Annotated in this window: 21 protein-coding genes; 9 read left to right on the forward strand and 12 right to left on the reverse strand. The window is 42.0% G+C overall.

All coding sequences use genetic code 11. The features are described from left to right. Nucleotides 1-79 precede the first annotated feature (79 nt). The 4 genes from phoU to AUR67_RS02175 are packed head-to-tail and all read right to left on the reverse strand — an operon-like array spanning nucleotide 80 to nucleotide 5,582. Nucleotides 80-781: a phosphate signaling complex protein PhoU gene (phoU, locus tag AUR67_RS02160; RefSeq protein WP_054563528.1), complete on the reverse strand. Its 702-nt coding sequence runs from the start codon at nucleotides 779-781 to the stop codon at nucleotides 80-82. 47 nt (nucleotides 782-828) lie between these two features. Beyond that, a complete protein-coding gene (pstB, locus tag AUR67_RS02165) occupies nucleotides 829-1,656 on the reverse strand; it encodes a phosphate ABC transporter ATP-binding protein PstB (protein ID WP_054552475.1) in 828 nt (275 codons plus the stop codon). 26 nt (nucleotides 1,657-1,682) lie between these two features. Beyond that, on the reverse strand, nucleotides 1,683-3,332 hold the full coding sequence (gene pstA, locus AUR67_RS02170; RefSeq protein ID WP_058583941.1) for a phosphate ABC transporter permease PstA: 1,650 nt from the start codon (nucleotides 3,330-3,332) through the stop codon (nucleotides 1,683-1,685). 15 nt (nucleotides 3,333-3,347) lie between these two features. Beyond that, entirely contained in the window at nucleotides 3,348-5,582 is a 2,235-nt protein-coding gene (locus AUR67_RS02175; RefSeq protein WP_058583942.1) for an ABC transporter permease subunit, read from the reverse strand. 348 nt (nucleotides 5,583-5,930) lie between these two features. Between AUR67_RS02175 and AUR67_RS02180 the strand changes: the two genes are divergently transcribed. From AUR67_RS02180 to ppx, 3 genes are all read left to right on the forward strand, one after another. Further along, nucleotides 5,931-6,437, forward strand: coding sequence for a glycine cleavage system protein R (locus AUR67_RS02180; protein ID WP_054563525.1), 507 nt, complete (start codon nucleotides 5,931-5,933; stop codon nucleotides 6,435-6,437). A 160-nt stretch (nucleotides 6,438-6,597) separates the two neighbouring features. Then, the gene (ppk1, locus tag AUR67_RS02185) at nucleotides 6,598-8,679 is read left to right on the forward strand and encodes a polyphosphate kinase 1 (RefSeq protein WP_054563524.1); all 2,082 of its coding nucleotides are present in this window, start codon (nucleotides 6,598-6,600) and stop codon (nucleotides 8,677-8,679) included. Further along, nucleotides 8,672-10,159, forward strand: coding sequence for an exopolyphosphatase (ppx, locus tag AUR67_RS02190; RefSeq protein ID WP_058583943.1), 1,488 nt, complete (start codon nucleotides 8,672-8,674; stop codon nucleotides 10,157-10,159). The genes ppk1 and ppx overlap by 8 nt, the downstream gene beginning before the upstream one ends. 21 nt (nucleotides 10,160-10,180) lie before the next feature. Here the strand turns inward: ppx and AUR67_RS02195 are convergent, their stop codons facing one another. From AUR67_RS02195 to AUR67_RS02225, 7 genes are all read right to left on the reverse strand, one after another. Further along, entirely contained in the window at nucleotides 10,181-10,636 is a 456-nt protein-coding gene (locus tag AUR67_RS02195) for a hypothetical protein (RefSeq protein ID WP_054563522.1), read from the reverse strand. Between the two features lie 142 nt (nucleotides 10,637-10,778). Continuing rightward, nucleotides 10,779-13,883: an efflux RND transporter permease subunit gene (locus AUR67_RS02200; RefSeq protein ID WP_058583944.1), complete on the reverse strand. Its 3,105-nt coding sequence runs from the start codon at nucleotides 13,881-13,883 to the stop codon at nucleotides 10,779-10,781. Further along, nucleotides 13,880-15,337, reverse strand: coding sequence for an efflux RND transporter periplasmic adaptor subunit (locus tag AUR67_RS02205; protein ID WP_058583945.1), 1,458 nt, complete (start codon nucleotides 15,335-15,337; stop codon nucleotides 13,880-13,882). The genes AUR67_RS02200 and AUR67_RS02205 overlap by 4 nt, the downstream gene beginning before the upstream one ends. Then, nucleotides 15,330-16,652: a TolC family protein gene (locus AUR67_RS02210; RefSeq protein WP_058583946.1), complete on the reverse strand. Its 1,323-nt coding sequence runs from the start codon at nucleotides 16,650-16,652 to the stop codon at nucleotides 15,330-15,332. Before AUR67_RS02210 ends, AUR67_RS02205 begins: the two co-directional genes overlap by 8 nt. Nucleotides 16,653-16,756: 104 nt before the next feature. After that, complete coding sequence (locus AUR67_RS02215; RefSeq protein ID WP_058583947.1) at nucleotides 16,757-17,110, reverse strand: hypothetical protein; 354 nt, start codon at nucleotides 17,108-17,110, stop codon at nucleotides 16,757-16,759. A gap of 43 nt (nucleotides 17,111-17,153) precedes the next feature. Continuing rightward, nucleotides 17,154-17,768 carry a paraquat-inducible protein A gene (locus AUR67_RS02220; protein WP_058583948.1) on the reverse strand — a complete coding sequence of 205 codons (615 nt, stop codon included), beginning with the start codon at nucleotides 17,766-17,768 and terminating at the stop codon, nucleotides 17,154-17,156. A 54-nt stretch (nucleotides 17,769-17,822) separates the two neighbouring features. Continuing rightward, nucleotides 17,823-19,100 carry an EAL and HDOD domain-containing protein gene (locus AUR67_RS02225; RefSeq protein ID WP_058583949.1) on the reverse strand — a complete coding sequence of 426 codons (1,278 nt, stop codon included), beginning with the start codon at nucleotides 19,098-19,100 and terminating at the stop codon, nucleotides 17,823-17,825. 183 nt (nucleotides 19,101-19,283) lie between these two features. On the opposite strand from AUR67_RS02225, the gene AUR67_RS02230 reads away from it, so the two are divergent. Both AUR67_RS02230 and AUR67_RS02235 read left to right on the forward strand, forming a co-directional pair. Further along, nucleotides 19,284-19,850, forward strand: a complete 567-nt coding sequence (locus AUR67_RS02230) for a PhnA domain-containing protein (RefSeq protein ID WP_058583950.1) — start codon at nucleotides 19,284-19,286, stop codon at nucleotides 19,848-19,850. Nucleotides 19,851-20,000: 150 nt separating this feature from the next. Then, nucleotides 20,001-20,810: an META domain-containing protein gene (locus AUR67_RS02235; RefSeq protein WP_058583951.1), complete on the forward strand. Its 810-nt coding sequence runs from the start codon at nucleotides 20,001-20,003 to the stop codon at nucleotides 20,808-20,810. 55 nt (nucleotides 20,811-20,865) lie between these two features. Here AUR67_RS02235 and AUR67_RS02240 read toward each other — a convergent pair whose 3' ends face one another. Next, nucleotides 20,866-21,705 carry a 23S rRNA (adenine(2030)-N(6))-methyltransferase RlmJ gene (locus AUR67_RS02240; RefSeq protein ID WP_058583952.1) on the reverse strand — a complete coding sequence of 280 codons (840 nt, stop codon included), beginning with the start codon at nucleotides 21,703-21,705 and terminating at the stop codon, nucleotides 20,866-20,868. A 240-nt stretch (nucleotides 21,706-21,945) separates the two neighbouring features. Between AUR67_RS02240 and AUR67_RS02245 the strand changes: the two genes are divergently transcribed. From AUR67_RS02245 to AUR67_RS02260, 4 genes are all read left to right on the forward strand, one after another. Beyond that, entirely contained in the window at nucleotides 21,946-22,176 is a 231-nt protein-coding gene (locus AUR67_RS02245) for a hypothetical protein (protein ID WP_058583953.1), read from the forward strand. Continuing rightward, nucleotides 22,176-22,463: a cell division protein ZapA gene (locus AUR67_RS02250; protein WP_058583954.1), complete on the forward strand. Its 288-nt coding sequence runs from the start codon at nucleotides 22,176-22,178 to the stop codon at nucleotides 22,461-22,463. Before AUR67_RS02245 ends, AUR67_RS02250 begins: the two co-directional genes overlap by 1 nt. 68 nt (nucleotides 22,464-22,531) lie before the next feature. After that, nucleotides 22,532-23,518 carry an MBL fold metallo-hydrolase gene (locus AUR67_RS02255; protein WP_058583955.1) on the forward strand — a complete coding sequence of 329 codons (987 nt, stop codon included), beginning with the start codon at nucleotides 22,532-22,534 and terminating at the stop codon, nucleotides 23,516-23,518. 28 nt (nucleotides 23,519-23,546) lie between these two features. Continuing rightward, on the forward strand, nucleotides 23,547-25,043 hold the full coding sequence (locus AUR67_RS02260; protein ID WP_152996462.1) for a LysM peptidoglycan-binding domain-containing protein: 1,497 nt from the start codon (nucleotides 23,547-23,549) through the stop codon (nucleotides 25,041-25,043). Nucleotides 25,044-25,079: the final 36 nt, after the last annotated feature.

A 25,079-nucleotide genomic window follows, 5' to 3' on the forward strand; every position in this document is an offset into this window, starting at 1 on the left:
TTTTTCTGCCTTACATCACCAATAATAGACAAAGCGGCCAAAGGCCGCTCGGTTTAATAATGAAAAGTTGCGGTTAAATTTACAGCGACTTTTCTATATCTTCTTGAGATGTATGACGAATATCTTTGCCGTTAACAAAATAGATGATGTATTCAGCAATATTCTGGCAACGGTCGCCAATACGCTCTAATGAACGAACTGACCACACTAAATCCATAATTTTCGGGATTGAGCGTGGATCTTCCATCATATATGTCATGATTTGACGGGTAATTGCTTCGTATTCACGGTCAACTTTGGCATCTTCTTTATGTACTTCAAACGCACATTGCACATCCATACGTGCAAATGCATCGAGTACATCATGAAGCATTTTTGATACTTGGCGACCCATGTTTTCAATGTTCACCAATAGGTCTTGCTGATCTTTTGTGAATGAGTCCAGCGCAACTTTAGCAATACGCTCAGCTTCATCACCAATACGCTCTAAATCGGCAATTGTTTTTGCAATAGCAATTACAAGACGTAAGTCACTCGCTGCCGGCTGACGACGAGCGATAATGCGTGTACATTCTTCGTCGATGTTCACTTCCATTGCATTTACTTTGTAGTCGTTTTCACGAACTTTTTGTGCAAGATCGGCATCACCATTACTAACAGCATCCAGTGCACTGTTTAGTTGTTGCTCAACTAAACCACCCATGTTTAATACATGGTTACGCACATTTTCAAGCTCTTCATTAAAGCGGCCCGAAATGTGTTTATTGATATTATGTTCCATTGTCTACCTCTATAAATTTCGTTTACGGTACCAAGTGACTTTATTGACTAACCGTAACGGCCTGTAATGTAGTCTTCTGTTTTCTTCTTGCTTGGTGTTGTAAATAACGTATTGGTATCTGAATACTCAATCAACTCACCCATGTACATAAACGCAGTTTGGTCTGATACACGAGCAGCCTGTTGCATGTTGTGAGTAACGATTACCACGGTAAACTTATTCTTTAAGTCGTTAATTAGCTCTTCGATAACTAAAGTAGAAATTGGATCTAGTGCCGATGTAGGCTCATCCAGAAGTAGTACTTCAGGCTCGATAGCAATTGAGCGAGCAATAACAAGACGCTGTTGCTGACCACCCGATAGGCCAAATGCACTATCGTGTAAACGGTCTTTAACTTCATCCCATAACGCCGCGCCACGTAAAGATTGTTCAACCACTTCGTCTAGTTTACGCTTTTCTTTAATACCTTGTAAGCGTAGGCCATAAACGACATTTTCGTAGATTGATTTTGGAAATGGATTAGGACGTTGGAATACCATCCCGACATTTCTTCGTAGTGCAGCAACATCTACATTCTTATCATAGATATTGTGACCATGTAGTAAGATCTCACCATCAATACGACAGCTATCAACAAGGTCGTTCATACGGTTGATACAACGTAAAAGTGTTGATTTACCACAACCCGATGGACCGATAAATGCTGTTACCTGACCTTTCGGGATGTTCATATTTACGCCGCTAAGCGCTTGTTTATCACCGTAGTATAGATCTAAGTTTTTAATCTCTAACGCTGTTTGTTCTGCAGTTAGGTTATCTAAATCTAGCTTTGCCGCGCTTTTCGCTTGGTTTACTTGTGGTGCAACTGTAATCATCTCTGTCTACCTATAAAAATTCTGTATTAATGCTCAAGAGCTCTAAACTTTTCGCGTAAGTGGTTACGAATACCAATCGCGGTGATATTCAGGGCGATAATTACTGATACCAGTAAGAATGCCGTGGCATATACCAGCGGACGTGCCGCTTCTACGTTAGGGCTTTGGAAACCAACATCGTAAATGTGGAAACCTAAGTGCATAAATTTTCTATCTAAATGTATGTATGGGAAGTTACCGTCAAGTGGCAGTGTTGGCGCCATCTTAACAACACCAACAAGCATTAGTGGTGCTACTTCACCGGCTGCACGTGCAACCGCTAAGATTAAACCTGTCATAATCGCTGGGCTTGCCATCGGAATGATGATGCGCCATAGCGTTTCTGCTTTTGTTGCGCCAAGTGCTAATGAGCCATGACGAACCGTACTTGGAATACGTGATAAACCTTCTTCAGTCGAAACAATAACAACAGGAAGCGTTAAAATTGCTAGCGTTAAAGCAGACCAAATCACACCAGGCGTACCAAATACTGGGCTTGGCGACGACTCAGGGTAGAACAATTGGTCAATACTGCCACCTAGCATGTATACAAAGAAACCTAGACCAAATACACCGTATACAATCGAAGGTACACCCGCAAGGTTGATTACCGCGATACGGATCATCTTAGTCACGGCATTTTTTGCTGCATATTCATGTAAGTAAATCGCTGCAACAACACCAAACGGCGTCACAATCACTGCCATTAGTAATACCATGAACACGGTACCGAAAATTGCCGGGAATACACCACCTTCAGTGTTAGCTTCACGTGGGTCATCAGCTACAAACTTACCAAGTTGTACAAAGTAGTGACCAAGCTTAGCAAAGAAGCCCATGTCATTAGGGAACCACACATCAAGAACTTGATACAGAGGTAAAGTAACCACTTCACCACGCATGTCTCTTACAGTTACTTGGTCACGCTTTGCTTGTTTACGAAGCGCGAATAACTGCTTTTCTAACACTGTGTACTCAGAACGTAGCTCAGCACGCGCTTGTGCAAGCTCAGCAACACGCTCATCGGTTAGTTCGTTATCAAGCTGGTATGCTTTTTCTCTTAAACGTAAACGCTCAAGTTCATAGTTAATATGACCAATATCACCATTTTGTAAGTCTAACGCTTGGTCATTCAGGTCAACAGCACGGTCTACAAGATCATAAAGCACGTCGATTTTGTTATCAGTGATAACTTCACCGTCTTTAATAACCTGTTCTACATAACCGTAGAAGTTACCGTTTTTACTACGCTCGAATACAGCAAGCTCAGCTGGCGCAGTACGCGATGTGATGTCTGTCTCTAGTACCCAACGGAAATCTAGAGCTACGTACTCACGGTTACCTGTTTTAATCAATAAACGCTCTAGTTGCTCTTTATCGTAATGAGATAAATCAACGCCCGTCGCCTCAATACGTGATTTTGCAACTAGTTCACGGTCATAAATTTCACCGATAACGGTTTGTTTTTCAACTGAGCCTTGCAGCTCAAATTGCACTACTTCTGATGGCCAGAAAAAGCTTAAACCTTTCCAAGCAATCATGGCTAGTAAGCCAAGAACCGAGATTAAACTGATGCTTACCGCACCGCCGGTCATCCAAATCCAAGGAGAACCAGACTTAAACCACTGCTTTACCATGTCGTGTCTCTCCACCTACATTGAACTGTATTTATCACGCAGTTGCTGACGAACAAACTCAGCCACTGTGTTGAAAATGAATGTGAATATGAATAATACAAATGCTGCTAAGAATAGAATGCGATAATGCGAGCTACCTACCTCAGACTCAGGCATTTCTACCGCGATATTCGCTGCAAGTGTTCTCATACCCTGGAAGATACTCCAGTCCATAATAGGTGTATTACCTGTTGCCATTAGTACAATCATTGTTTCACCTACAGCACGACCTAGACCCATCATTACTGCTGAGAAGATACCTGGGCTTGCTGTTAGTAATACTACGCGAACCAATGTTTGCCATTGTGTTGCACCTAGTGCTAATGAACCGTTTGATAAGTGCTTAGGAACACTGAATACCGCATCTTCAGCAATTGAGAAGATAGTCGGGATAACAGCAAAGCCCATCGCAATACCAACAACTAGTGAGTTACGTTGGTCAAACGTCATACCCAGTTCATTGGTTAAGTACTGACGCACATTGCCGTCAAACATCCAAAGCTCAATTGAGTTACTCATCGCAAACGATAACCAGCCGATGAAAATAACCACTGGAATAAGTAAAATTGAGTGCGAACCTTCAGGAATACGGTGACGAATTGACGCCGGTAGCTTGTTCCAGCCAAATGCGGTTAATAAAATAGCGATTGGTAGCAACACCAATAATCCGATAATCGCAGGTAAATGCTCTTCAATTAATGGGGCTAACCAAAGACCCGCTAAGAAACCTAGGATTACCGTTGGTAATGCTTCCATGATTTCTACAGTCGGCTTAACCACTTTACGTAATTCACTCGACATAAAGTACGCAGTGTAAATTGCCGCTGAAAGTGCAATTGGTACCGCAAATAACATTGCGTACATTGCCGCTTTAATCGTACCGAACGAAATTGGCACTAATGAGAACTTAGATTCAAAGTCATCACTTGCAGACGTTGACTGCCAAATGTAGCCCGGCTCTGGGTAACCTTCGTACCATACTTCTTGCCACAACGCAGACCAAGTTACTTCTGGGTGCTCGTTATGGATTTCAATTACTTTTAGCGCGTCATCAGCAAGAATAAGTGCCGCATTTGAACGTGGCGCAATGGCAAAGTTTTGAATTGGACCTTCGCTTACTTTACCTTGCCACAGTTTGGCATCGCTAGTTGTATAATAAATACCTAGCTCACCGTTAGCGCCTGCTGTGAAGAAGGTACGACGGTAGAACTCGGTGAAAATGTTTAGTTTCGATTGCTTGCTGGTTTCAAAAGCACGGATCTTTTGGAACTGGCGGCCATTTTCAGTGTTTACTTCAAACCACTGTGAAACTTCGCCATTATCGTTAGCAAGCATCAGTGAGTTGGCACCAGCCAATAGCTGAGTTGAAACTAGGTTCGCGTTTTCTTCGTTAGCTGCAAGCAGTTGGATTTGCTCAACTTCAGAAGGGTAACGGGTATCGTATACGTAAATTTGATTTGCTGAACGCACGAATGTACGTGTTGTATCTGGTGAGATTAATAGCTCATCAACACGACCTTCGATATCAAGCTCAGTACGCTCAACAACCCACTCTACTTCGCCAGTGAACATGTTTTCTTCACCCACAAAGCTACTAAATAAAACGCGCTTGTCAGCAGTTAAAGCAACAACAGCTGTTTTATCTTCGTAGTGACTAAATGCAAATTTAGTGATTGCCGCACCTTGCTCATCAACTTCAAGCGCCATATCACCTAATGGGTAATCTAAGCGTGGTGTTAACTTGCGTTGGTTGTTCGGGAATGTCACCAAGAATTTTGGCGCAACCACAACCACAGAGCCATTTTCTAGGCCGTATGCGTATTGCCCCTGAAACGGTGCAGAGCTTGCAAAGCTGCTCACATCGCTTGGTAATTCTGTATTAAGAGTGGTGATCTTTTTACCAAATTGCTCTTTTTCAACATTGTAAAAGTCCACATTACCTTTTTCACCAAGTAAAAAGGCAATTTCTGTTTGTTCTTCAATGCCAAGACCCACAACTTCTGACGCATTTTGTAGTTTTACACTGTTACGTGTATCTACTTTTGCTGACTCAAAAATAGGTTGAACAACATAAAGAAGGTAAAAGAATATGAGTAACAATGCTACTAGCACCATTACGCCACCTGCGGAAATACCCCACTTGGCAAACCTGTCTTTAAATAGACGGCTTCTATCCGTATGAAAGGTAGGTTTATTCGGATTGGAAGTCATCAAAACACCCTTAAATCTTAACGTTGCGCGCATTATATTTCACCAAGATGACAGTAATGTTACAAACGTCATAATTCAGTGTAATAAAGCGAGTATTTCAGGGACGTATTTTAAAGTTAAAAAATGACCAAATTGCGACATTACTCTGCGTATTTATAACGACCAAATTGACAAGCTAACAAACTGTTATAACTAATTTTTTATAACTATATGGAAAAAATTGGACAAACAATAAATCTGCATCAATACTCAAGATGACTTATTTTTTTCGACAATAAGAATCATTTTTAACCAACGCCTCCTTCCTTTTATTGCATTTTTCAGAGGCATTTTTATAGAGATATAAGTATGAAGCAGTTAGTTATTACTATTTTGGGGCCAGACAAACCCGGCCTAGTTGAAGACCTTTCAGCCACAATTTTAAACCATCATGGTAACTGGTTAAGCAGTAATTTGAGCCACCTTGCAGGTCACTTCGCAGGGATCATTGAGGCAGCAGTACCTGAAGAGCACCTGCAAGAGCTGCAAGACGCATTGCATAGTTTACCGTATTTAGAAATTAGAATTGAACGCGGCGCCGAAACACTTTCAGAAGAAAAATCTGAACAAATCAATTTTGTCATTACTGGCAACGACAGACCTGGCATTGTGCAAGAGCTTGCCAGCGTTATTCGTCACAAAGGGGCGAATATCACTCACCTAAATTCAAAACAACAAAGTGCACCAAACTGGGGTGTGCCAATTTTTAGTGCTGTTGCCACCGTCGCTTTACCAATAGGCATGAACAAGGACGAAGTAATAACTGCACTCGAGTCTATCACCACAGACCTGATTGTTGATATTGAGGACGCATAACAGGCAAGTTTATAGGGATATTTAAACTTAAACTAAGCTTTAAAATTAACGACATACATGTCACATAACTGACATGTATGTCATAAAAGTGATAAATACGTCATATAAACGTCATCTGCATCCTCTATATTCTAACTAGCTATAAACGTTGGAAAACCAGATGAACGCATCACATTCTTCTTCTCAAGCCGTTAACTACTTTGCCAAAGAGCTAAGTTGGCTGTCTTTTAATGAACGCGTGCTGCAAGAAGCTAAAGATAAATCTAACCCGATTATTGAGCGCATGCGCTTTTTAGGTATTTACTCAAACAACATGGATGAGTTTTTCCGTGTCCGTGTTGCTGATGTAAAACGCCGAATATTACTTAATAAAATTCCTGATGCGAACTTTGAAGAAGACGAAATACTACTTCATCAGATCCAAAGTAAGGTGCTGCAGCTTGGTAAAAAGTTTAACCAAATTCATAAAGACATTTTAAATGACTTAAACGAGCACAATATTCACGTTGAGTTACCTGAGGAGTTATCTGAATTTCACTTGAGTTGGCTGAAAAAATTCTTCCACGATAATGTGCTGCAACACATATTGCCGATTTTACTCTCTGAAAAGAAAGACTACTCAGATCAAATCAACGACACCATGACCTATTTGTTTGTCGAGATGACTAACCAAAAAAGTCATTATGCCATGATGGAAGTACCAACCGACCGCGTATCTCGCTTTGTTATTTTGCCACCAGAGAAAACGCGCCGTCACAAAACCATTGTGATGCTTGATGACATCATCGCCTACTTTATTCGCGATGTATTTAGCAGCTTTTTTAGCTTTGATGATATTCAATGTTATGCCATCAAACTCACCCGTGATGCCGAATACAATTTAGATGACGAGCTTGAAGAAGGCTTGCTCGATAAAATGTCAAAAGGTCTAAAACAACGTATTTCTGCAGAGCCTGTGCGCCTTGTTTATGACGAGAGCATGCCAGCTGAAATGCTTAAAGTGATGAAAAAGCGCCTTAATATAAGCCAACATGATGCGTTGATCCCCGGCGGTCGTTACCGTAATTTCCGCGATTTCATTGCGTTTCCAAATGTTGGCCGTCAGTATTTAGAAAACAAACCACTGCCTGCATTACAAAGCACGGCTTTTAACAATCACTCAAGTGTGTTTGATGCCATTTCAGAACAAGATATTTTACTGTATTACCCTTATCACACCTTTAACCATTTACTTGAGTTTGTACGCCAAGCAGCATTTGACCCAGATGTAACCCAAATTAAGGTCAATATTTACCGTGTTGCTAGTCAGTCTCGCCTAGTTTCTACGCTTATTAATGCAGCAAAAAATGGCAAACACGTAACCGTTATGGTTGAGCTGAAAGCGCGCTTTGATGAACAAAACAATATTGAATGGGCAAAAACCCTAAGCAATGCCGGTGTTAAAGTGATCTTTGGTATTCCTGCGCTGAAAGTACACAGTAAGTTATGCGTTATTCACCGTAAAGAAAAGAACAACATAGTGAAATATGCCCATATCGGCACGGGTAACTTCCACGAAAAAACCGCCAAAATCTACACTGACTTTAGCTTATTCACCAAGTTTGAAGGCATTAGTGAAGAGTGCGATAGCGTGTTTAAGTTTATCGAAAGCAGCTATAAACCATTTCAATTTGATCACTTGATGATTTCGCCAGTCAACGCACGACAAACTATTATGTCGCTAATTGATGCTGAAATAACTAATGTAGAACATGGTAAGGCTGGCCGAATTACGCTAAAAATAAACAACCTTGTTGATAAAGAGCTGGTTGATCACCTCTACTTTGCCGCTAGACGCGGTGTGAAGATTCGCATTATTGTGCGTGGCATGTGTTCGTTAGTACCCTCTGCCGTTAACGAAAATATTCGTATTATTAGTATCGTTGACCGCTTTTTAGAGCACCCTCGGGTGATGGTGTTTCATAATAATGGCGACGAAAAGGTTTATATTTCATCGGCAGACTGGATGACCCGAAATCTTGATCACCGTGTTGAAGTAGCCGCACCGATTTATGATGAAAAGTTAAAACAGCTTATTATTGATATTCTTGAGCTACAGTTTAAAGATAGAACAAAAGCACGCATAATCGATAGCGAACAAAAAAACAGCTATGTGCGCCGCGGCAATCGCAAGAAAATTCGTTCGCAAATTGCCATTTATGACCACCTTAAGAAATGGGAAAGTAACTATAATAATGAATGATTATCCCTCAATTGCTGCCGTTGATTTAGGCTCAAACAGTTTTCATTTAGTGGTGGCAAGAGAGGTCGATGGCTCTTTGCAAATCTTACATAAAGAGAAACAGCGCGTTTACTTAGCTGACGGTTTAGATGATAAAAATCATTTAAGCCAAGAAGCAATCGAACGCGCACTGGCGATTCTTAAGCAATTTGCGACGACCTTGCAGGACTTCCCTTTAGAGAACGTCAAAGTAGCCGCCACTTACACATTACGCCGCGCTAAAAATATTCATTCGTTCTTAACCCAAGCAAGTAAAGTGTTTCCTTACCCAATTGAAGTAATATCGGGGCAGGAGGAAGCGCGTTTAATATATCAAGGTGTTGCCCATTACATTCATCACGATGAAAACCGCTTAGTCATTGATATCGGCGGCGGCAGTACTGAACTCATCATTGGCAAACACTTTAAACATAAATTACTTACTAGCCGCAATATGGGCTGTGTTAGTTACACCAAGCAGTTTTTTGCAGATGGACAAATCACTGCTAAGCGCTTTGCCAAAGCTGAAGTTCGTGCAGAGCAAGAACTCGAAGTGATTTTTGCCAATTACTTATCGGCTGGCTGGCAATCTGTGGTGGGAACATCAGGCACTATTAAATCTATCCTTGCCATGATCAATGCTAACGATGCAGATCAAGAGCTGATTACATTAGAGCGATTATTAGAACTAAAAACTCAGTTTATTGCAGCTAAACAAATAAAAGCGCTACAAATTGAAGGTCTTACACCTGAGCGGCAAGTGAGTATTTGTGGTGGTTTAGCTATTTTAATTGCGATATTTAGGCTGTTTAAAATCGAAGCGTTGCAATACAGCGACTTTTCACTTCGTGAAGGCCTGCTACATGAAATGCAGCAAAAGCTCGCCCACAAAGATATTCGCACTAATACTATAGCGAACCTATCTGAGCGTAACGCCATAGATAAAGAGCATGCTAACCGCGTCTCGACAACTGCAAAGTGGCTGTTTGAACAAGTAAAAGAGGCATGGCAACTTACCGATCCTGACTATATCAACTTGCTGGATTGGGCCGCGCAGCTGCATGAAATTGGCTTAGGGGTTAACTCATCAGGGATACATAAGCACAGCGCGTATATCGTTGCGAATAGTCAGTTGCCTGGCTTTACGCAGCAACAACAAACCTTGCTCAGTTGCATGATCCGTTTTTATCGTAAAAAAATTCGTTTAGAAGAGTTTCCTGCACTGCATACCATGCAGCATTATGAAATATTGCAGCTTATTGTGATTTTGCGCTTAGCGGTACTACTAAACCAAAAGCGTATTACCGATCAAGGTTTTAAACTTGAGGTAACAGCCAAGCAAAATAGTATGTTCTTAAAGTTTCACAATAAGTGGCTTAAAGAACATACCTTGCTTTTAGCTGACTTACAGCAAGAGCAAAAATACCTTAAAAAAGTCGGCTTCTTACTCGATTTTCATTAAGCTAATTAATAGATTAATCGATTACATATCCATATGACGGTTTGAGCTTTGCATCATTTGCTTAAGGCCTTGATGTTCAAGCTCAAGTAAACGTTCGAGCTTTTCTTTGCTTTGCTCTGTATCAGCTCGCGATACCAAGTACTCGTATAAGTCGATTACTTTTTGGTGTTGCGTGGTTAAGTAAACCTGAATCGCCTTTTCATCAATTTGCTGATCTGTGCTGATATCGTTAAAAGTAATTAGCTCTGGGTTTTCAGCAAAATATTCATAGCAATAGGTATCTAGCGTGTTTATTTCAGTAATGGCTTTAAAGCCAACGAGATCTTCTGCTAGTTTCTTCTCATATTGCAGATAATAGTCCACCAGCATTTGATTATGCTCGTCCAGTAAGTCTTTAACACTGTGGAAATTGGCTGCCATTTGAGTATGAAATAACACGGTCCAATCATAAACTTGTTGTATTGTTTTAACTTGCATGTGCATTCCTTATTAAAATCAATTTAATATGACTTTGCATAAATCACACCAGCAATAAAATCTTTAACTTTCAGCACTTTAAAAATAAAGTGTGTAACTTGCAGCAAGTAAAAGCGTACAAGTTACACACTGACTGTAAAATTTATAGGTAACGTTTACGCCATATAAAATAAAGCGCAGGTAACACAAGTAGCGTTAAAACTATGGCACTGAGCATCCCACCGACCATAGGCGCGGCTATTCTGCTCATCACCTCACTGCCCGTTCCTGTGCCATAAAGTACTGGCAGTAGACCAATGATAATAGTGGCAACTGTCATCATCACGGGCCTAACCCGGAGGCCCGCACCATTGATAATTGCTTGGCGCAGCTCTGTAACCGTAAACTGTGCTGATTGCGCTTTAGCATCTTGATAAGCTTGGTTGAGATAAACCAGCATGATCACGCCAATTTCCACAGCAACCCCAGCTAGGGCAATAAAACCAACCCCAACAGCAACCGAGAAGTTAAAGCCTTCAAGGTACATCAGCCAAATCCCACCTATCATCGCAAGCGGTAAGGTCAGCATGATCATTGCCACCTCAATAAAGCTTCTAAAATTGAGGTATAACAGCACCACAATAATTGCCAAGGTTAATGGCAATACGTAACTGAGTTTAGCTTTTGCGCGCTCCATATATTCATATTGCCCCGCCCACGTAATTGAGTAACCAGCAGGTAGCTCAAGTTGCTCATGCAGCGCTTGTTGCGCATGCTCAACATAACTGCCGATATCACTGCCTTCAATGTCGATTAAGCTCCAGCCATTAATACGGGCATTTTCACTTTTAATACCCGGCGGGCCATCTTCGATAAAGACATGGGCAACATCAGCCAATGCGATACGCTGTCCGTTTGGTGTCACTATCGGTAATAACTTAAGCTCTTCTGGCGAGTCGCGATAATCTTGTGGATAGCGCAAATTAACAGGGTAACGCTCTTGCCCTTCAACAGTTTCGGTCACATTCATACCACCGATAGCAGTAGCAACAACCTGTTGCACATCAGCAATGTTTAAACCGTAACGCGCAGCCTTCTCACGGTTGATATCAACTTTGATGTAGCGACCGCCAGCAACGCGCTCTGAGTAAACCGAAGCTGTACCCGGTAAATCTTTTAAGATGACTTCAATTTGCTCACCGATTTTTTGAATTTCGCTCAGCTTTGGCCCTGCTACTTTGATCCCTACAGGTGTTTTAATACCAGTAGCAAGCATGTCGATTCGGGTTTTGATTGGCATAACCCACGCATTAGTAAGCCCTGGGAACTTAACCAGATTATCGAGCTCTTTTTTCAGTTTTTCTGTTGTTATACCCTCTCGCCACTGTGATTTTGGCTTTAACTGAATAAAGGTTTCGATCATGGTGAGCGGCGCAGGATCTGTTGCAGTGTCTGCACGACCTACCTTACCAAATACCGACTCAACTTCTGGCACACTGGCAATTAGCTTATCGGTCTGCTGTAAGATTTCACGGGCCTTACCAATTGAAATACCAGGGTAAGTAGTAGGCATATACATTAAGTCACCCTCATCAAGGGGAGGAATAAACTCGCTACCAATTTTATTAACCGGGTAAAAGCCAATAGCAGCCAACACTAATGCCAGTACCAATGTTGTTTTCGGTGCTTTTAATACCGCATTTAACAAAGGTTTATAGGCTGCCACTAATAAGCGGTTTACAGGGTTTTTCTGCTCCGAAATAACCTTACCGCGAATAAAGTAGCCCATTAATACCGGCACCAGTGTAATCGCTAAACCAGCCGAAGCTGCCATTGCATAGGTTTTTGTATAAGCCAGTGGCGAGAACATACGCCCTTCTTGTGCTTCAAGAATAAACACTGGCATAAAGCTGACAGTGATAATCAATAAACTAAAGAATAACGCGGGCCCGACTTCTGCGGCTGAGTCCATCACCACTTGCCAGCGGTTCTCATCGGTCAGTGGAGTTTTTTCCATATGCTTATGCATATTTTCTATCATCACGATAGCACCATCGGTCATTGCACCAATGGCAATCGCTATCCCGCCAAGCGACATGATATTAGCGTTTATACCTTGCCAATACATCACCACAAAAGCCGTTAAAATACCCATTGGCAACGTGATAATAGCTACGATCGATGAGCGTATATGGAATAAAAACACCACACACACTAAGGCCACGACGATTAACTCTTCAATTAACTTTGAGCTTAAGTTATCAAGCGCTTGGGTAATAAGGTTTGAGCGGTCGTACACAGGGATGATTTCAACCCCCTCTGGCAGGCCTTTTTTGAGCGACTCTAGCTTTTCTTTTACTAGTTTGATGGTTGCTTCGGCGTTTTCTCCAAAGCGCATCACCACTACACCACCAGTTACTTCACCCTCGCCGTTTAGTTCGGCAATACCACGGCGCATTTGCGGTCCAAGTTTTATATCAGCCACATCGCGTAATTGTAGTGGCGTGCCATTGGCATTAGTACCCAGCGGAATGGCTTCTAAATCTGCGACACTTTTAATATAACCTGTGCTTGATACCATGTATTCAGCTTCAGCCATTTCGACCACAGAAGCACCACGCTCTTGGTTACCTTGCTTAATTGCTGTTTGAATTAAACTGAGCGGAATACCATAAGCACGTAATTTATCGGGGTCGACATTAACCTGATACTGCTTAACCATACCGCCAACCGAGGCTACTTCTGATACGCCCGGCACAGTTTGCAGCTCAAACTTTAAAAACCAATCTTGCAGGCTGCGTAGCTGGCTAATATCGTGCTTACCGGTTTTATCCACCAGCGCATACAAGTAAATCCAACCCACACCTGTTGCATCAGGGCCAAGTTCAGGCCTTGCTGAATCTGGTAAGCGAGCACTTACTTGACTCAAATACTCTTGCACCCGACTACGGGCCCAATAAAGGTCGGTGTCTTCGTTAAAAATAACGTATACATAAGAGTCACCAAAAAACGAAAAGCCCCTTACGGTTTCAGCTCCCGGCACCGACAACATCGCTGTAGTGATAGGAAACGTTACTTGGTCTTGCACCACCTGAGGCGCTTGTCCTGGGTAAGACGTTTTTACAATAACCTGTACATCAGATAAGTCAGGCAAGGCATCAACTGGGGTATTCTTTAAAGAAAAAATCCCAAAGCCCGCCAACATTAAAGACAGCAGTAATACAAAGAAGCGATTACCGACTGACCAACGGATCACGGCAGCTATCATTGCATTTCTCCTTGCATAGGGTGACTCATGGTCATGATGTCAAAAATCACAAACTCACCGTCTACCAACTTAAAGGTAAAATGCACTTCATCATCGCGTTGCAAACTAGACATATCAATGCGCGGCGAAAAATGAAACTCCATAGTTGCAGCCTCGCGTCCCCACTTAGGGATAGCCTCACGACTGATCACAGCAGTGCGAGCTTCGCGGTCAATACTGTTGATCACGCCATTTACCATTGCGCTGTCACTATCTGGTTCTTGCATACGCATAAAGTCAGAACTCTTACTTGATTCGGAGTCTATTAAGAACTGGGCTGAAACCACTACGTTATCGTCTTTCAATAAGCCTGATAAAATTTCGACATCATGATTATCACTACGACCTAGCGTTACGGCCACTGATTTAAAGCGCCCTTCACCTAAATCAATCACGACACGGTCTTGGCTACCGGTGCGGATCACCGCTTCTTTTGCTATCACTAATTGCGGCTCAGTTGGCTTAGTAGTAATGCTGACTTCAGCAAACATATTCGGTTTGAGTAAGCCATCTTGGTTGGCAAAGCGTAAACGTACGCGAAGGGTACGGTTTTTCTCATCAAGGGTTGGGTAGATATAATCGACCTTGCCTTGCCAGCGTTTGCCCGGTAAATAGTCTAGGTTCATAGTAACTGGCAAGCCTTTATGGATAAGCCCTGCTTGGCGCTCAAAAACTTCAGCTTCAACCCACACTTCTTCTAGGTGAGCAATACTCATCATGGTTGTGCCTGGTTTCACAAAAAAGCCTTCGCGGATATTTAGCTCATCCAATACACCACTTTGCTTGGCATAAAAGGTAATGTTTTGTCTGACCTTTTTGCTTTGCTCTAATCGGGCAATAAAATCGTCAGAAACATTCAGTGAGGCTAAGCGTGCTTTGGCCGCACGTATAAGCACTGCATTGTTACGTTTGAGGGCAAGCAGTAGCTCTTCTTGTGCATTCACTAGCTGTGGAGAATACAAGGTATAAAGTGGCTCGCCTTGCTTAACTTGGTCACCAGCGGCTTTTACATATAAGGTTTCTATCCAACCTTCGACACGAGGGTGAATATGCACGAGTTGGTCTTGGTCGTATTGCACATAGCCAACCGTATCAACGGTAGTTTGTAATGATTTAAAACGTACAGGCGCCGTTCTTACCCCTAAGTTATTAACGACTGCTGGTGAGATTCTCACAGTACCTGGGCTGTCTTCAGCGCTACTCTGCTCTTCATAAACGGGCACCAACTCCATACCCATTGGCGATAAACCCGGTTCATCACGGCGGTAATTACTGTCCATAGGCGCCACCCAATATAGCGGCTTTTTCTCAGCGCTTGGCATAGCTTCATGTTCTGGCTCAGCCAATTTATTTACAGCCGTTGCCAATGCTGCACCTACCGCCAAAGCGATAACTAATTTCACTGTGTTATTCATTGGTAGCTCCTTGGCTTTGTGCTGCATTTATTTGGTTATCTTTTGCTGCTGCGTAATAGTTAAGGCGAGCGAGGGTAATTTGTTTGTCTATTTCGATATTCAACGCATCAATTTTTGCGTTAAGTTCGCTGATGCGTGCGCGCATCACTTCTGAAAAGTCACCATCATCGTTAGTGTAAGCATTTAATGTCGCCTCAGCCTGCTCTGCCATTTGCGGTAAAAGCTGCTGTTGATACAGCGCTTTGCGCTGAGCAAGTCGGCTCAACTGGCTAAGCTCTTTAAAATACTGACCTTGCAGTTTTTGTAGGGTGATAAGTTTGTTAGTTTTTACTGCCTCTGCACTAGCTATTGCTGCATTAACTTGCTGGTCTTGACGGTTATCAGTAAACAGCGGTAAATCAACACTCACCCCAATAGAGAGTAAATCAGCGCGAGAGTCCCCCATAGGAGTATCATCACGATAGCCATAGCCTAGGTTCATTCCAAATTGCGGTTTATACGCTTCTTTTGCCACTTGCACTTGGGTGTTTTTAGCACGCATTGCATGATCAATAGCGATAATTGCCGGGTGGCTCATCAGCACTTCAGTAACACCCGATGGAGCAAGCTCTTGATAAGACATTAGTGCAGACACCTTAGTATTTTCATCGCTCACGGCACCGTTTAGCAATTCAATAGGTAACCATTGAGCCAGTCGCTTTTTGGCACTATCAAACTGTTGCTCTAACATCACCAGCTTATCTTCAAGACGAGTCAGCTCTAGCTGAGCGCGAATAATATCCTGCTGGCGAGTCGCTCCAAGTGTATTGGCATAGCTTGCTTCTGTAATATCAATAAGTTGATTAAATAAGGCTTTATCTTGGTTGATCAGTTGAATACTTTTTTGTGCACGATAGGCATTTAGCCATGCTTCGCTAACAATGGCTTTAACCTGTGCTTGGCGGTCTGCTCTAAGCCAAGGGTATTGTTCAGCCGATTGTTTTAAAGCTTGTTGCTGTAAGGCAAGACTATCACCTCGGCTAAATTGTTGTGACAAGCCCACTTTGAATTGCGTCATACCCTCTTGGTCAAAGGCAAAGCCATCGGTTGGTAAGTTCATGAGTCCAACGGTTAACACTGGATCTGGCAAGGTACCTGCCGCAATGCTTTGCGCTTCTAGCGCCTGTTGCTGGTATTTATTTGCCTGTAACCAAGGCTCGTGAGTCAATGCATAATCAATCACCTGATTGAGCGCCAATGGCTCTGCTTTCACTAAACTTGAGGTTATCAATACTGCGCCTAGAGAAAGCGCCTTAATCAATTTGCTGTGAATCATCACATGCTCCAAAAATCTTAAAAATGGTTAAAAAACAATAGATTTTGGGTGCAGAATAAGGAGTATTTCAGCGTTTTACTGAATTTTAGACAGACCTATCCTGCTTAAGCAGTAATAGGTGGGCGGTATAAAGAACTTGTGTGGAACCTAAGCTGGCTTGCGCCTAACACGGTGACTTTTTCTGATTGCTTAATTGATTTAACAACTAAATCATTTAACGGCAGGAGTGAGTGAGCTGTACAGGCATTAAACGGACACGCACAATCGCTGTTATCCATTACGTCTTCATGGCAACAATCCATATCACTCATGTCGCTGTCAGCATTCATATTAGCATGATGATCCATTTGCATGCTGGCATGTGGCATATCACATACCATAGCAACAGACGCAACTGACTGACCCACAAAAGTGAGCAGCATCATAGCTATCAATAAGTAGCCTGAAAGTCGCGTCATCATCATACCTTAAAAATTAATTGCCCAAATTGTAGCCCGAAATTTACGCGCTCGACAAGGGCTTATCTATTTTTATGCTACTGCTGGCAGCAATAGCAAACAGGCAATAGCCAGTAAAATACCAAAATCCATTACCCAGTTCGGCATGCATTTTGATTAGCTCGCCCATTTGCCCATCGGCATTACCTGCTAAATAAGACACGATCAATGCAATCACAAACACATCAACCATGCTCCATTTACTTAGGCCCTGTATGAGTTGACCGAGCAAATGCTTAAATCTATTCGCAGGTAAAAAACAATAAAGCAATTGCATCAGGAGTTTTAAAGTGGGAATAACAATCGAGAACACTGCAACAAGCGCGGCGACAAGGTAATTTTTGTTATTGGCAAGCTCATTCACAGTGCCCCAAATGCTGCGTGTTTTTTTGTAGGCATCTATTTCACCTTCAAGCTTATCAAGCCCCAACATGCTTGAAGCCATCATTAACACGCTACGGGTATTGCGTTCGCCTTCATCTGCAATCATTTCAATACCTGTTTTGGCAAGCTTTGATTTATCGATTTTTCCTTCTAGGGTGAGCACAGGCTGGGTTACACCGGGAATTAGTAACGCCAAGGCAATTAAAATAGCCAGTACTGGAAAAACAACACGCATTAGTTACAAACCTTTTTAATACTCAGAGCCCGCATCATAACGAACTCTGCACTTTTAGTCTGTAACCGATGATAAGCTTGCGAACACTTCATCTGCATAAGCACGGGCATCGTACATAGCTTGAAAAACCACATCCATCTTTGACGCAGGGCGGATCATCATTAGCAGCTCATGAGCAGTTTGCCATTGCTCTTCTTCCATCGCCTTAACAAGTTGTAAGCTCGCACCTTGCATGCCATTAAAGTTTAACAGTGCGCTCGAAAGCTCACTACCCAGTGAAAACTCTTTGGCAATGATATCAAGCTCCATATCTAAAATAGCATCTAAAACAGAGAGTAAGCCGACTAAATAACCCTGTTCAGCAAGGTCTTTACCACCGGGTTCAAGCATCAGCGCAATAAATTTAGCTCTTGTTAAACCAAGTTTCGTCAGCTCTTGCGGTTTATCATTGCCTAACTCGCTCAGCGCTAATACCCGTACAAATTGTCTAATCGCGTCTTCACCAAGGTAAATAACCGCTTGTGAAATCGAACGAATTGTTTGCTGACTATTACTGATCCGCGCATTAACTAATTTTAAAATGCGTGCCGTAAGGCCTATATCTTTAGCAACCCGTTGTTGAATTGCATCAAAATTTAAATCTGTTTGCGCAGTACAGTTAAGTAATTCAAGCACGGCAACTTTTGATGGTTCAACATTACCAAAACTTAAAAGCTCTGGCTTGGCAAAAAAGTAGCCTTGAAACAGGTCGCAACCAGCCGCTTTTAGCTGCTTAAAGTCTTCATACGTTTCAATGCGCTCCACTATGATAGTGGTTTCTGGGAAGCTGCGTTTGAGCTTTTTGATCATCATGTTGGTTTTGATAATCGGCTGCGTAACTTCAAGCTTAATAAAATCCATCAAAGGCAAAATATCTTGCCATTTCTCAGTGCCATCGTAATCATCAAGCGCGAACAAATAGCCTTCTTGTTTTAATTGCTTAACGCGGTTTACTACTTTTGGAATGCTAGTAGCCCGCTCTACTATTTCGATAACTGCACTGCGTGGTTGCAGCAACTTAGGGAAGTCATCCAAAATAGCGTCAGTCGATAGGTTGATAAACGCAGGTTGAAAACCCGTTAGCTTCTCGAGTCCCATCAACATTAACGCATTAAAAAACAGTCGACCTGTGGCTTGGCCATCACTCGTGCCTACTGGAAAGACATTATCGCTCGATTCTCTATACAATAATTCGTAAGCATACAAACTTCTGTCAGCATTAAATATTGGCTGCCGGGCTATATACTGAGTCATGCTCTGACTTTTGTTACCTTCCATACTTAATTCTGACATTCTACTTCTCACTTAGATGTGGCTAACTCCACATTACTATTGTTGTAAGTATAGTGAAAGATGTTTGCCTTGCTAAATCATTATATTCATACCCCTACAATGACTAAGGATATTCCGCTTTGGACCTGCTTTTGCTATAATGCGCGCTGTTTTTCTTACCTTGTTAACTAAAAAGAGCCTCCTATGAGCATTGAACAAGCCCTAATCGAACGCAGTAATAACCAATGTGAACTTTGTGCCGCTACAGATAACCTGTCTGTATACGAAGTGCCGCCTGTTACAGAGGCTCATTCTGATAAATGCATTTATGTTTGCCAAACTTGTAAAGATCAAATCGAAAACAATGCTGATTTGACTGCAAACCACTGGCACTGCTTGAATGACAGCATGTGGAGTCAAACTCCTGCTGTACAAGTTGTGGCTTATCGCATGTTAAAGCGCTTAGCTGCTGATAACGGCTGGGCACAAGATGCACTAGATATGATTTATCTTGAAGAAGACACGTTAAAATGGGCGCAAACAGCCCTAGCTGAAGATGACGATATTAAGCACATCGACAGTAATGGTGTTGTACTTCAAGCGGGTGACACTGTGACACTTATTAAAGATCTTGATGTGAAAGGCAGTAGCCTTGTTGCTAAGCGTGGCACAGCAGTAAGAAACATTGGTTTAACGAGTAACCCAGAACACATTGAAGGCCGTGTTGATGGTCAACGCATTGTTATTCTTACCAAATACGTGAAAAAATAACGAGCACTCAATTTGCTTTTTAAAGCGAATCCGTAATTAAGAAAATGGGCCTAGTGCCCATTTTTTGTTAATTAAGCTATGATTAAGTCAGCGAACTTTATGCTTATTCAATTACAAAGACGCATAACCCTAAAACGCAAGGAAACAATCATGGCTTCGGATACCATCTCATCTTTCAAACGCGCTTCTCTATGCAGTTTAATGATCTTAGGGAGCAGCTTAGTATTAACAGGTTGTGGTGAAGACTCTGCCGCACCACAAGCTGAGCAATCAACAATGAAAACCCTCAATACTCAGGTTATTTATTTAGACCGCAGCATGCTGCCACCGGGTTCAGTATTAAAAGTACAACTTGCTGATGTATCAAAAATGGATGCCAAAGCAGAGGTTATCAGCGAACAAGAAATTGAGTTAAATGGCGCACCGCCATATAACGTGGCACTTGAGTATGATGAAAGCAAAATTGCTGATCGTCACCGCTACAGTGTGAGTGCACGCATTGAGAATCAAGGTAAATTACTTTACATCAGCACCACTCATAATAATCCATTTGCCGAAGATGCCTCTGGTGATGTGTACAAGGTGACAGTGACAAAAGTATCAGCGAAAAAGCCAGACGTAACATTGACCAATACGTATTGGAAAGCAGTTACAATCAGCGGTGAGGCTATCACCGTTGAAAATAAAGAACCTTTCGTACAGTTTAAAGACGATGGTTCAACCAATGGTCACTTAGGTTGTAATAACTTCTCAGGTAGTTACGAGGTTAACGAGCAGACGCTTACATTCAACCCATTAGCAAGCACCAAAAAAATGTGTGTATCACAAATGGATATTGAAGCGGCCATGTCTGCAGCACTTGCGGCAACAGCTAAGTACTCTATCAATGGTGAACAGTTAACCTTGTTAGATGATAGTGATGAGCCACTTGCGACCTTCGCAGCGACTTACATGAATTAACAACAGTTAAATAAAAAACGCCCAGCAATTGCTAGGCGTTTTTGTATTGAAGTAATTATTCTTCAACTAACTGTTCACTGCGATAAAAACCACTGCTATCGCTTAGTAATGAAACAAGCTCTGGTAATACCGCATCCATTGTTTGCTTTAATTTCCATGGCGGGTTGATCACTATCATACCCGATGCTGTCATACCGTGAACGTCGGTGTCTGCCTCCGTTGCAAGCTCGAAAAGCTGAATGTTACGCATACCCGATGCGATTAAGCCCGCTTCCATTCTGTCAATTCGCTCACGATCTACAACCGGATACCAAATCATGTACGTTCCAGTTGCAAAGCGTTTATGCGCTTTCACAAGGGTATTAACAACCGTATCGTAGTCGTTTTTAATTTCGTAAGGAGGGTCAATAAGCACACAAGCTCGACGTGATGCTGGTGGTAATAAACCAATTAAGCCTTGAAAGCCGTTTTCACCACGTACGCGAATAGAACGCTTACCTTTCATATTGTCTTGCAGTAATTCTAAGTCACGTGGATGCAACTCAAAGAACCAACCGTTATCTTGGCGACGTAAAAAGTGCTCTGCAATTTTTGGCGAACCAGGGTAAAAATCTAAATTACCATTTGAGTTAAATGATTTAATCAGCTCAATGTACTCATTAAGTGCATTGTGTTCACTGTTATGCTTCCAAAGCTTAGCAATCCCATTTAAATACTCTTGTGTTTTTTGTGCATCACTGCCTGCAAGTTCAAAAAAGCCAGCACCTGAGTGGGTGTCCACATAATCAAGTGGTTTGTCTTTAATTGTTTGGTATTTAAGAACTTCAGCTAGAACAAGATGTTTTAGCACATCAGCAGGGTTGCCTGCATGAAAAGAGTGTCGATAACTAAGCATATTTATAAATCGCCAAATGCAAATCTGCATTAAAAATGAATAGCCATATTGTACATGATAAACAGAAAATGATCCTAGCATCTGGCGCTTTGGTGAATCATAAATGAATAAAAAAGCCGCTACGCTGAATTACACCTTAATAATAAATAAAAATCCTCTAAAACGGCCGTAAATGCTGGCATATCAAGACACTTTCCTTTACATTTGCATGACAATAATCACAGTTTTATGAGCGCATTTATGAATAACGAAACTCTTTCCCAACTCGAACAACTGATCGACAAGTTAATTCTTCGCAACAGTGAACTTGAAAGCGAAGTTAAAAGCTTACAAGAGCAAAACACTAAGCTTTTAGATGAGAATGAAACTCTGCAATTAGAAGTACTAGAAAACGAAGAGAAACAAAAAGATACAAGCAGCACATTGACTGGCCTGCTTGAGAAATTACAAAGCGTTCAACAGGCTAGCTAATGAGCGGCCCACAAAGTCAGCGGGTCACCATAGAGCTACTAGGTAAAGAACATGAGTTCTCTTGCCCACCTGGGCAAGAGAACGCCCTAGTTGCTGCTGCACAAAATTTGAATGACTTAGTGGAGCAAATGAAACAACGCTCATCGGTTCGCAATGACCAAAAAGCGTTGCTGATGGCAGCATTACATTTAAGTCATGAATTGCTTGAAGTTAAATCTCAACAAGCAGAACAAGAGCAACAACATGACAGCTTAATAGATAAGCTTAGCCAGCACCTTAGTATTTAGAAAAAAGCGCATCCTGCGCTTTTTTTGTTTACAATCAATTCTACTAACCACTATCAGAGCGAAACACTATGCGATTTTGTGCTTTTTTGATCTGTCTTTTCGTAAGCTATAGCGCCCAAGCAAGCGTTAGCTGGCATAGCATCACTCCCGAAATCCAATTTCTACAACAACAAAATAAACTGCGTTTTTACGATTCGAATCAAGTGCTGATTGAAGGTAAAGAATGCGCATTAATGTTTGATGCCAGTGGTAACTTTGCCGAAGTAGAAAAGCTCGCAGAGCAGCTAAAAGAACGCTTAAAAACACCATTATGTTATTTAGTAGCGAGCCATTATCATGATGATCATCTGCTAGGCTTGGCCGTTTTACAGGCTGAGTACCCTGAAGCTAAGCTTATTGTGCATCAGCAAGTAGCAACTGAGTTTGTAGCAATGCAGCAAGCATTGACAGATAAATTAGATGGTTATGAAAAAAGTATTGAATTGAGCTATCAACGCCTTGCCAATCAACCTGAAGATCAACAAGCTATTTGGCGCGACAAACTAGAACTTGCTAAAAAACGCTTATTTCGCTGGCGAGAGCTCACCTTAAAGCCACCAGCGATTAGCATTACTGAACCAACACAGCTAGACCTTGGTAATTACCCTATCGTTATTACACCGTATCAAGCACACACTAAGGGCGATCTCACTTTAAGTGCAGATCAAGGTCGCGTGCTGTTAGGTGGCGATATAGTCGACAGCTTACCCTATCCTGGGCATGGTACGTTTTCTAGCTGGATAACCACGCTGCAAGGCATCCAAAAAAATACCACACTGACAACAATTTTACCGGGTCACGGTAAGCCACTGACACCTGCTGAGCTTGCACTCCCTTTAAGGTTTTTAAAAACCATTCAAGAGATGACAAATTCCTCGCCAGATAAACCAGTGAGTGAATTAATTCCGCTTTTTCCTGCAGAGGTTAAACAGCAATACCAGCTTGATGAAGTGGGCGAAAGAGCGTTTTCTATGTTTCTAGAAGCTGGACTTAAACAAAGCAAATTGTCAAAATAGGGCTAAAATAGTAAAAGGATTTTATTATATGGCTCAAGTAAGTTTGAAATATTTACTTTTGCTGAGCTTGTTTATTGGCTTACAAGGATGCCAAGTAACTCAGCAAGAAACAGAACAACAACGGGCAAGGCCGGAGATTTTTAGCCATTATGAGCCCGATTTAACAACCCAACAAGCACCTAGTGAGTTTGTCGATTCAACAGCTGTTGAACCACGTCCTGTTGCTGCGCCCATAGCAGTCAATAATACCCCGCTAGCAAAGCCTCGTTCGAAAGATCTATGGCAGCATATCGCCAACAATTTAACGCTGGTATTTCAAACCAATAAACATACATCTGCACGAGTAAAATGGTATTTAAAACAACCCAATTACCTGATTAAAGTAAATAAACGTGCGGCACCTTATTTGTATCATATCGTCACACGTATCGAGCAACAAAAGCTACCGATGGAGCTGGCCCTATTACCCTTTGTTGAAAGTGATTTTAGACCAACAATACGATCATCAGAGCAAGCCGTTGGTGTTTGGCAGTTAGTCGGTGCAACGGCTTATCATTTTGGTGTGCAAAGCGACCAATGGTATGACGGCCGCCAAGACATACTCGCTTCAACCGATGCCGCTTTAGCTTATTTAAGTTACTTACATAAACGCTTTGATGGTGATTGGCTGCATGCCCTTGCTGCCTATAACAGTGGTGAAGGGCGCGTTAAAAAAGCTATCGAAAAAAATAAAAAGCTTGGCAAAAAAACTGACTATTGGTCATTATCACTACCAAAAGAAACCGCTGAATATATACCTAAACTTTTGGCACTTAGCTATTTACTAAAACATCCTGAACAAGGCTTAAAACGCCCTAAATTAGTGAATAAAGCACTCACTACAGAATTTGATGTTGGCCAGCAATTTGATTTTTCGGTGATCGCTAACTTATCTGGCGTGGGGCATAACCAGCTCCACAAATTAAACCCAGGATATTTAAAAAACCAAAGCTCGCCAAATGGTCCACATACTCTGCTTTTACCTATGGAGCGCCGCACCTTGTTGCAAAGTAAGCTGTTTCGCAACAACTTTGCCGGTGAGTATATAGTGCAAAAAGACGATACCCTTTATGGCATTGCCAGACGCTTTAATATGTCTGTAAAGGATCTGAAAGCGCTTAATAGCAAAACAAGTAACCTGATTAAGGTCGGTGAACAATTGCGCTTATCACAGCCCCAAACCATGCCGGAATCACTTATGGTTGATTACAATATCAGCCCTTACCTTGAACAGCATGAGGAAGTCATCGCAACCATTGCGGTTGATTACCTCGTCAAACCAGGTGATTCAATTTGGAGTATCAGTCAGCTATACGACGTGCCTCATAAAGACGTCGCAACGTGGAATAAACTCAGTGCCACCAGCATTTTAAAACCAGGCACCATTTTAACATTGCACCTACCGCAAGCAAAACCCGCTGAACCGCAAGTACCAGCCAGCGAAGCCATGTTGTCAGGCATCGAAAGTTCGTTGAAAAAGCCTTGATTGCTCACTCTTTGTGGTTAGCGTAAAATCAGCGCC

It is taken from the genome of Pseudoalteromonas sp. XI10, assembly GCF_001469895.1.
GTDB lineage: Bacteria > Pseudomonadota > Gammaproteobacteria > Enterobacterales > Alteromonadaceae > Pseudoalteromonas.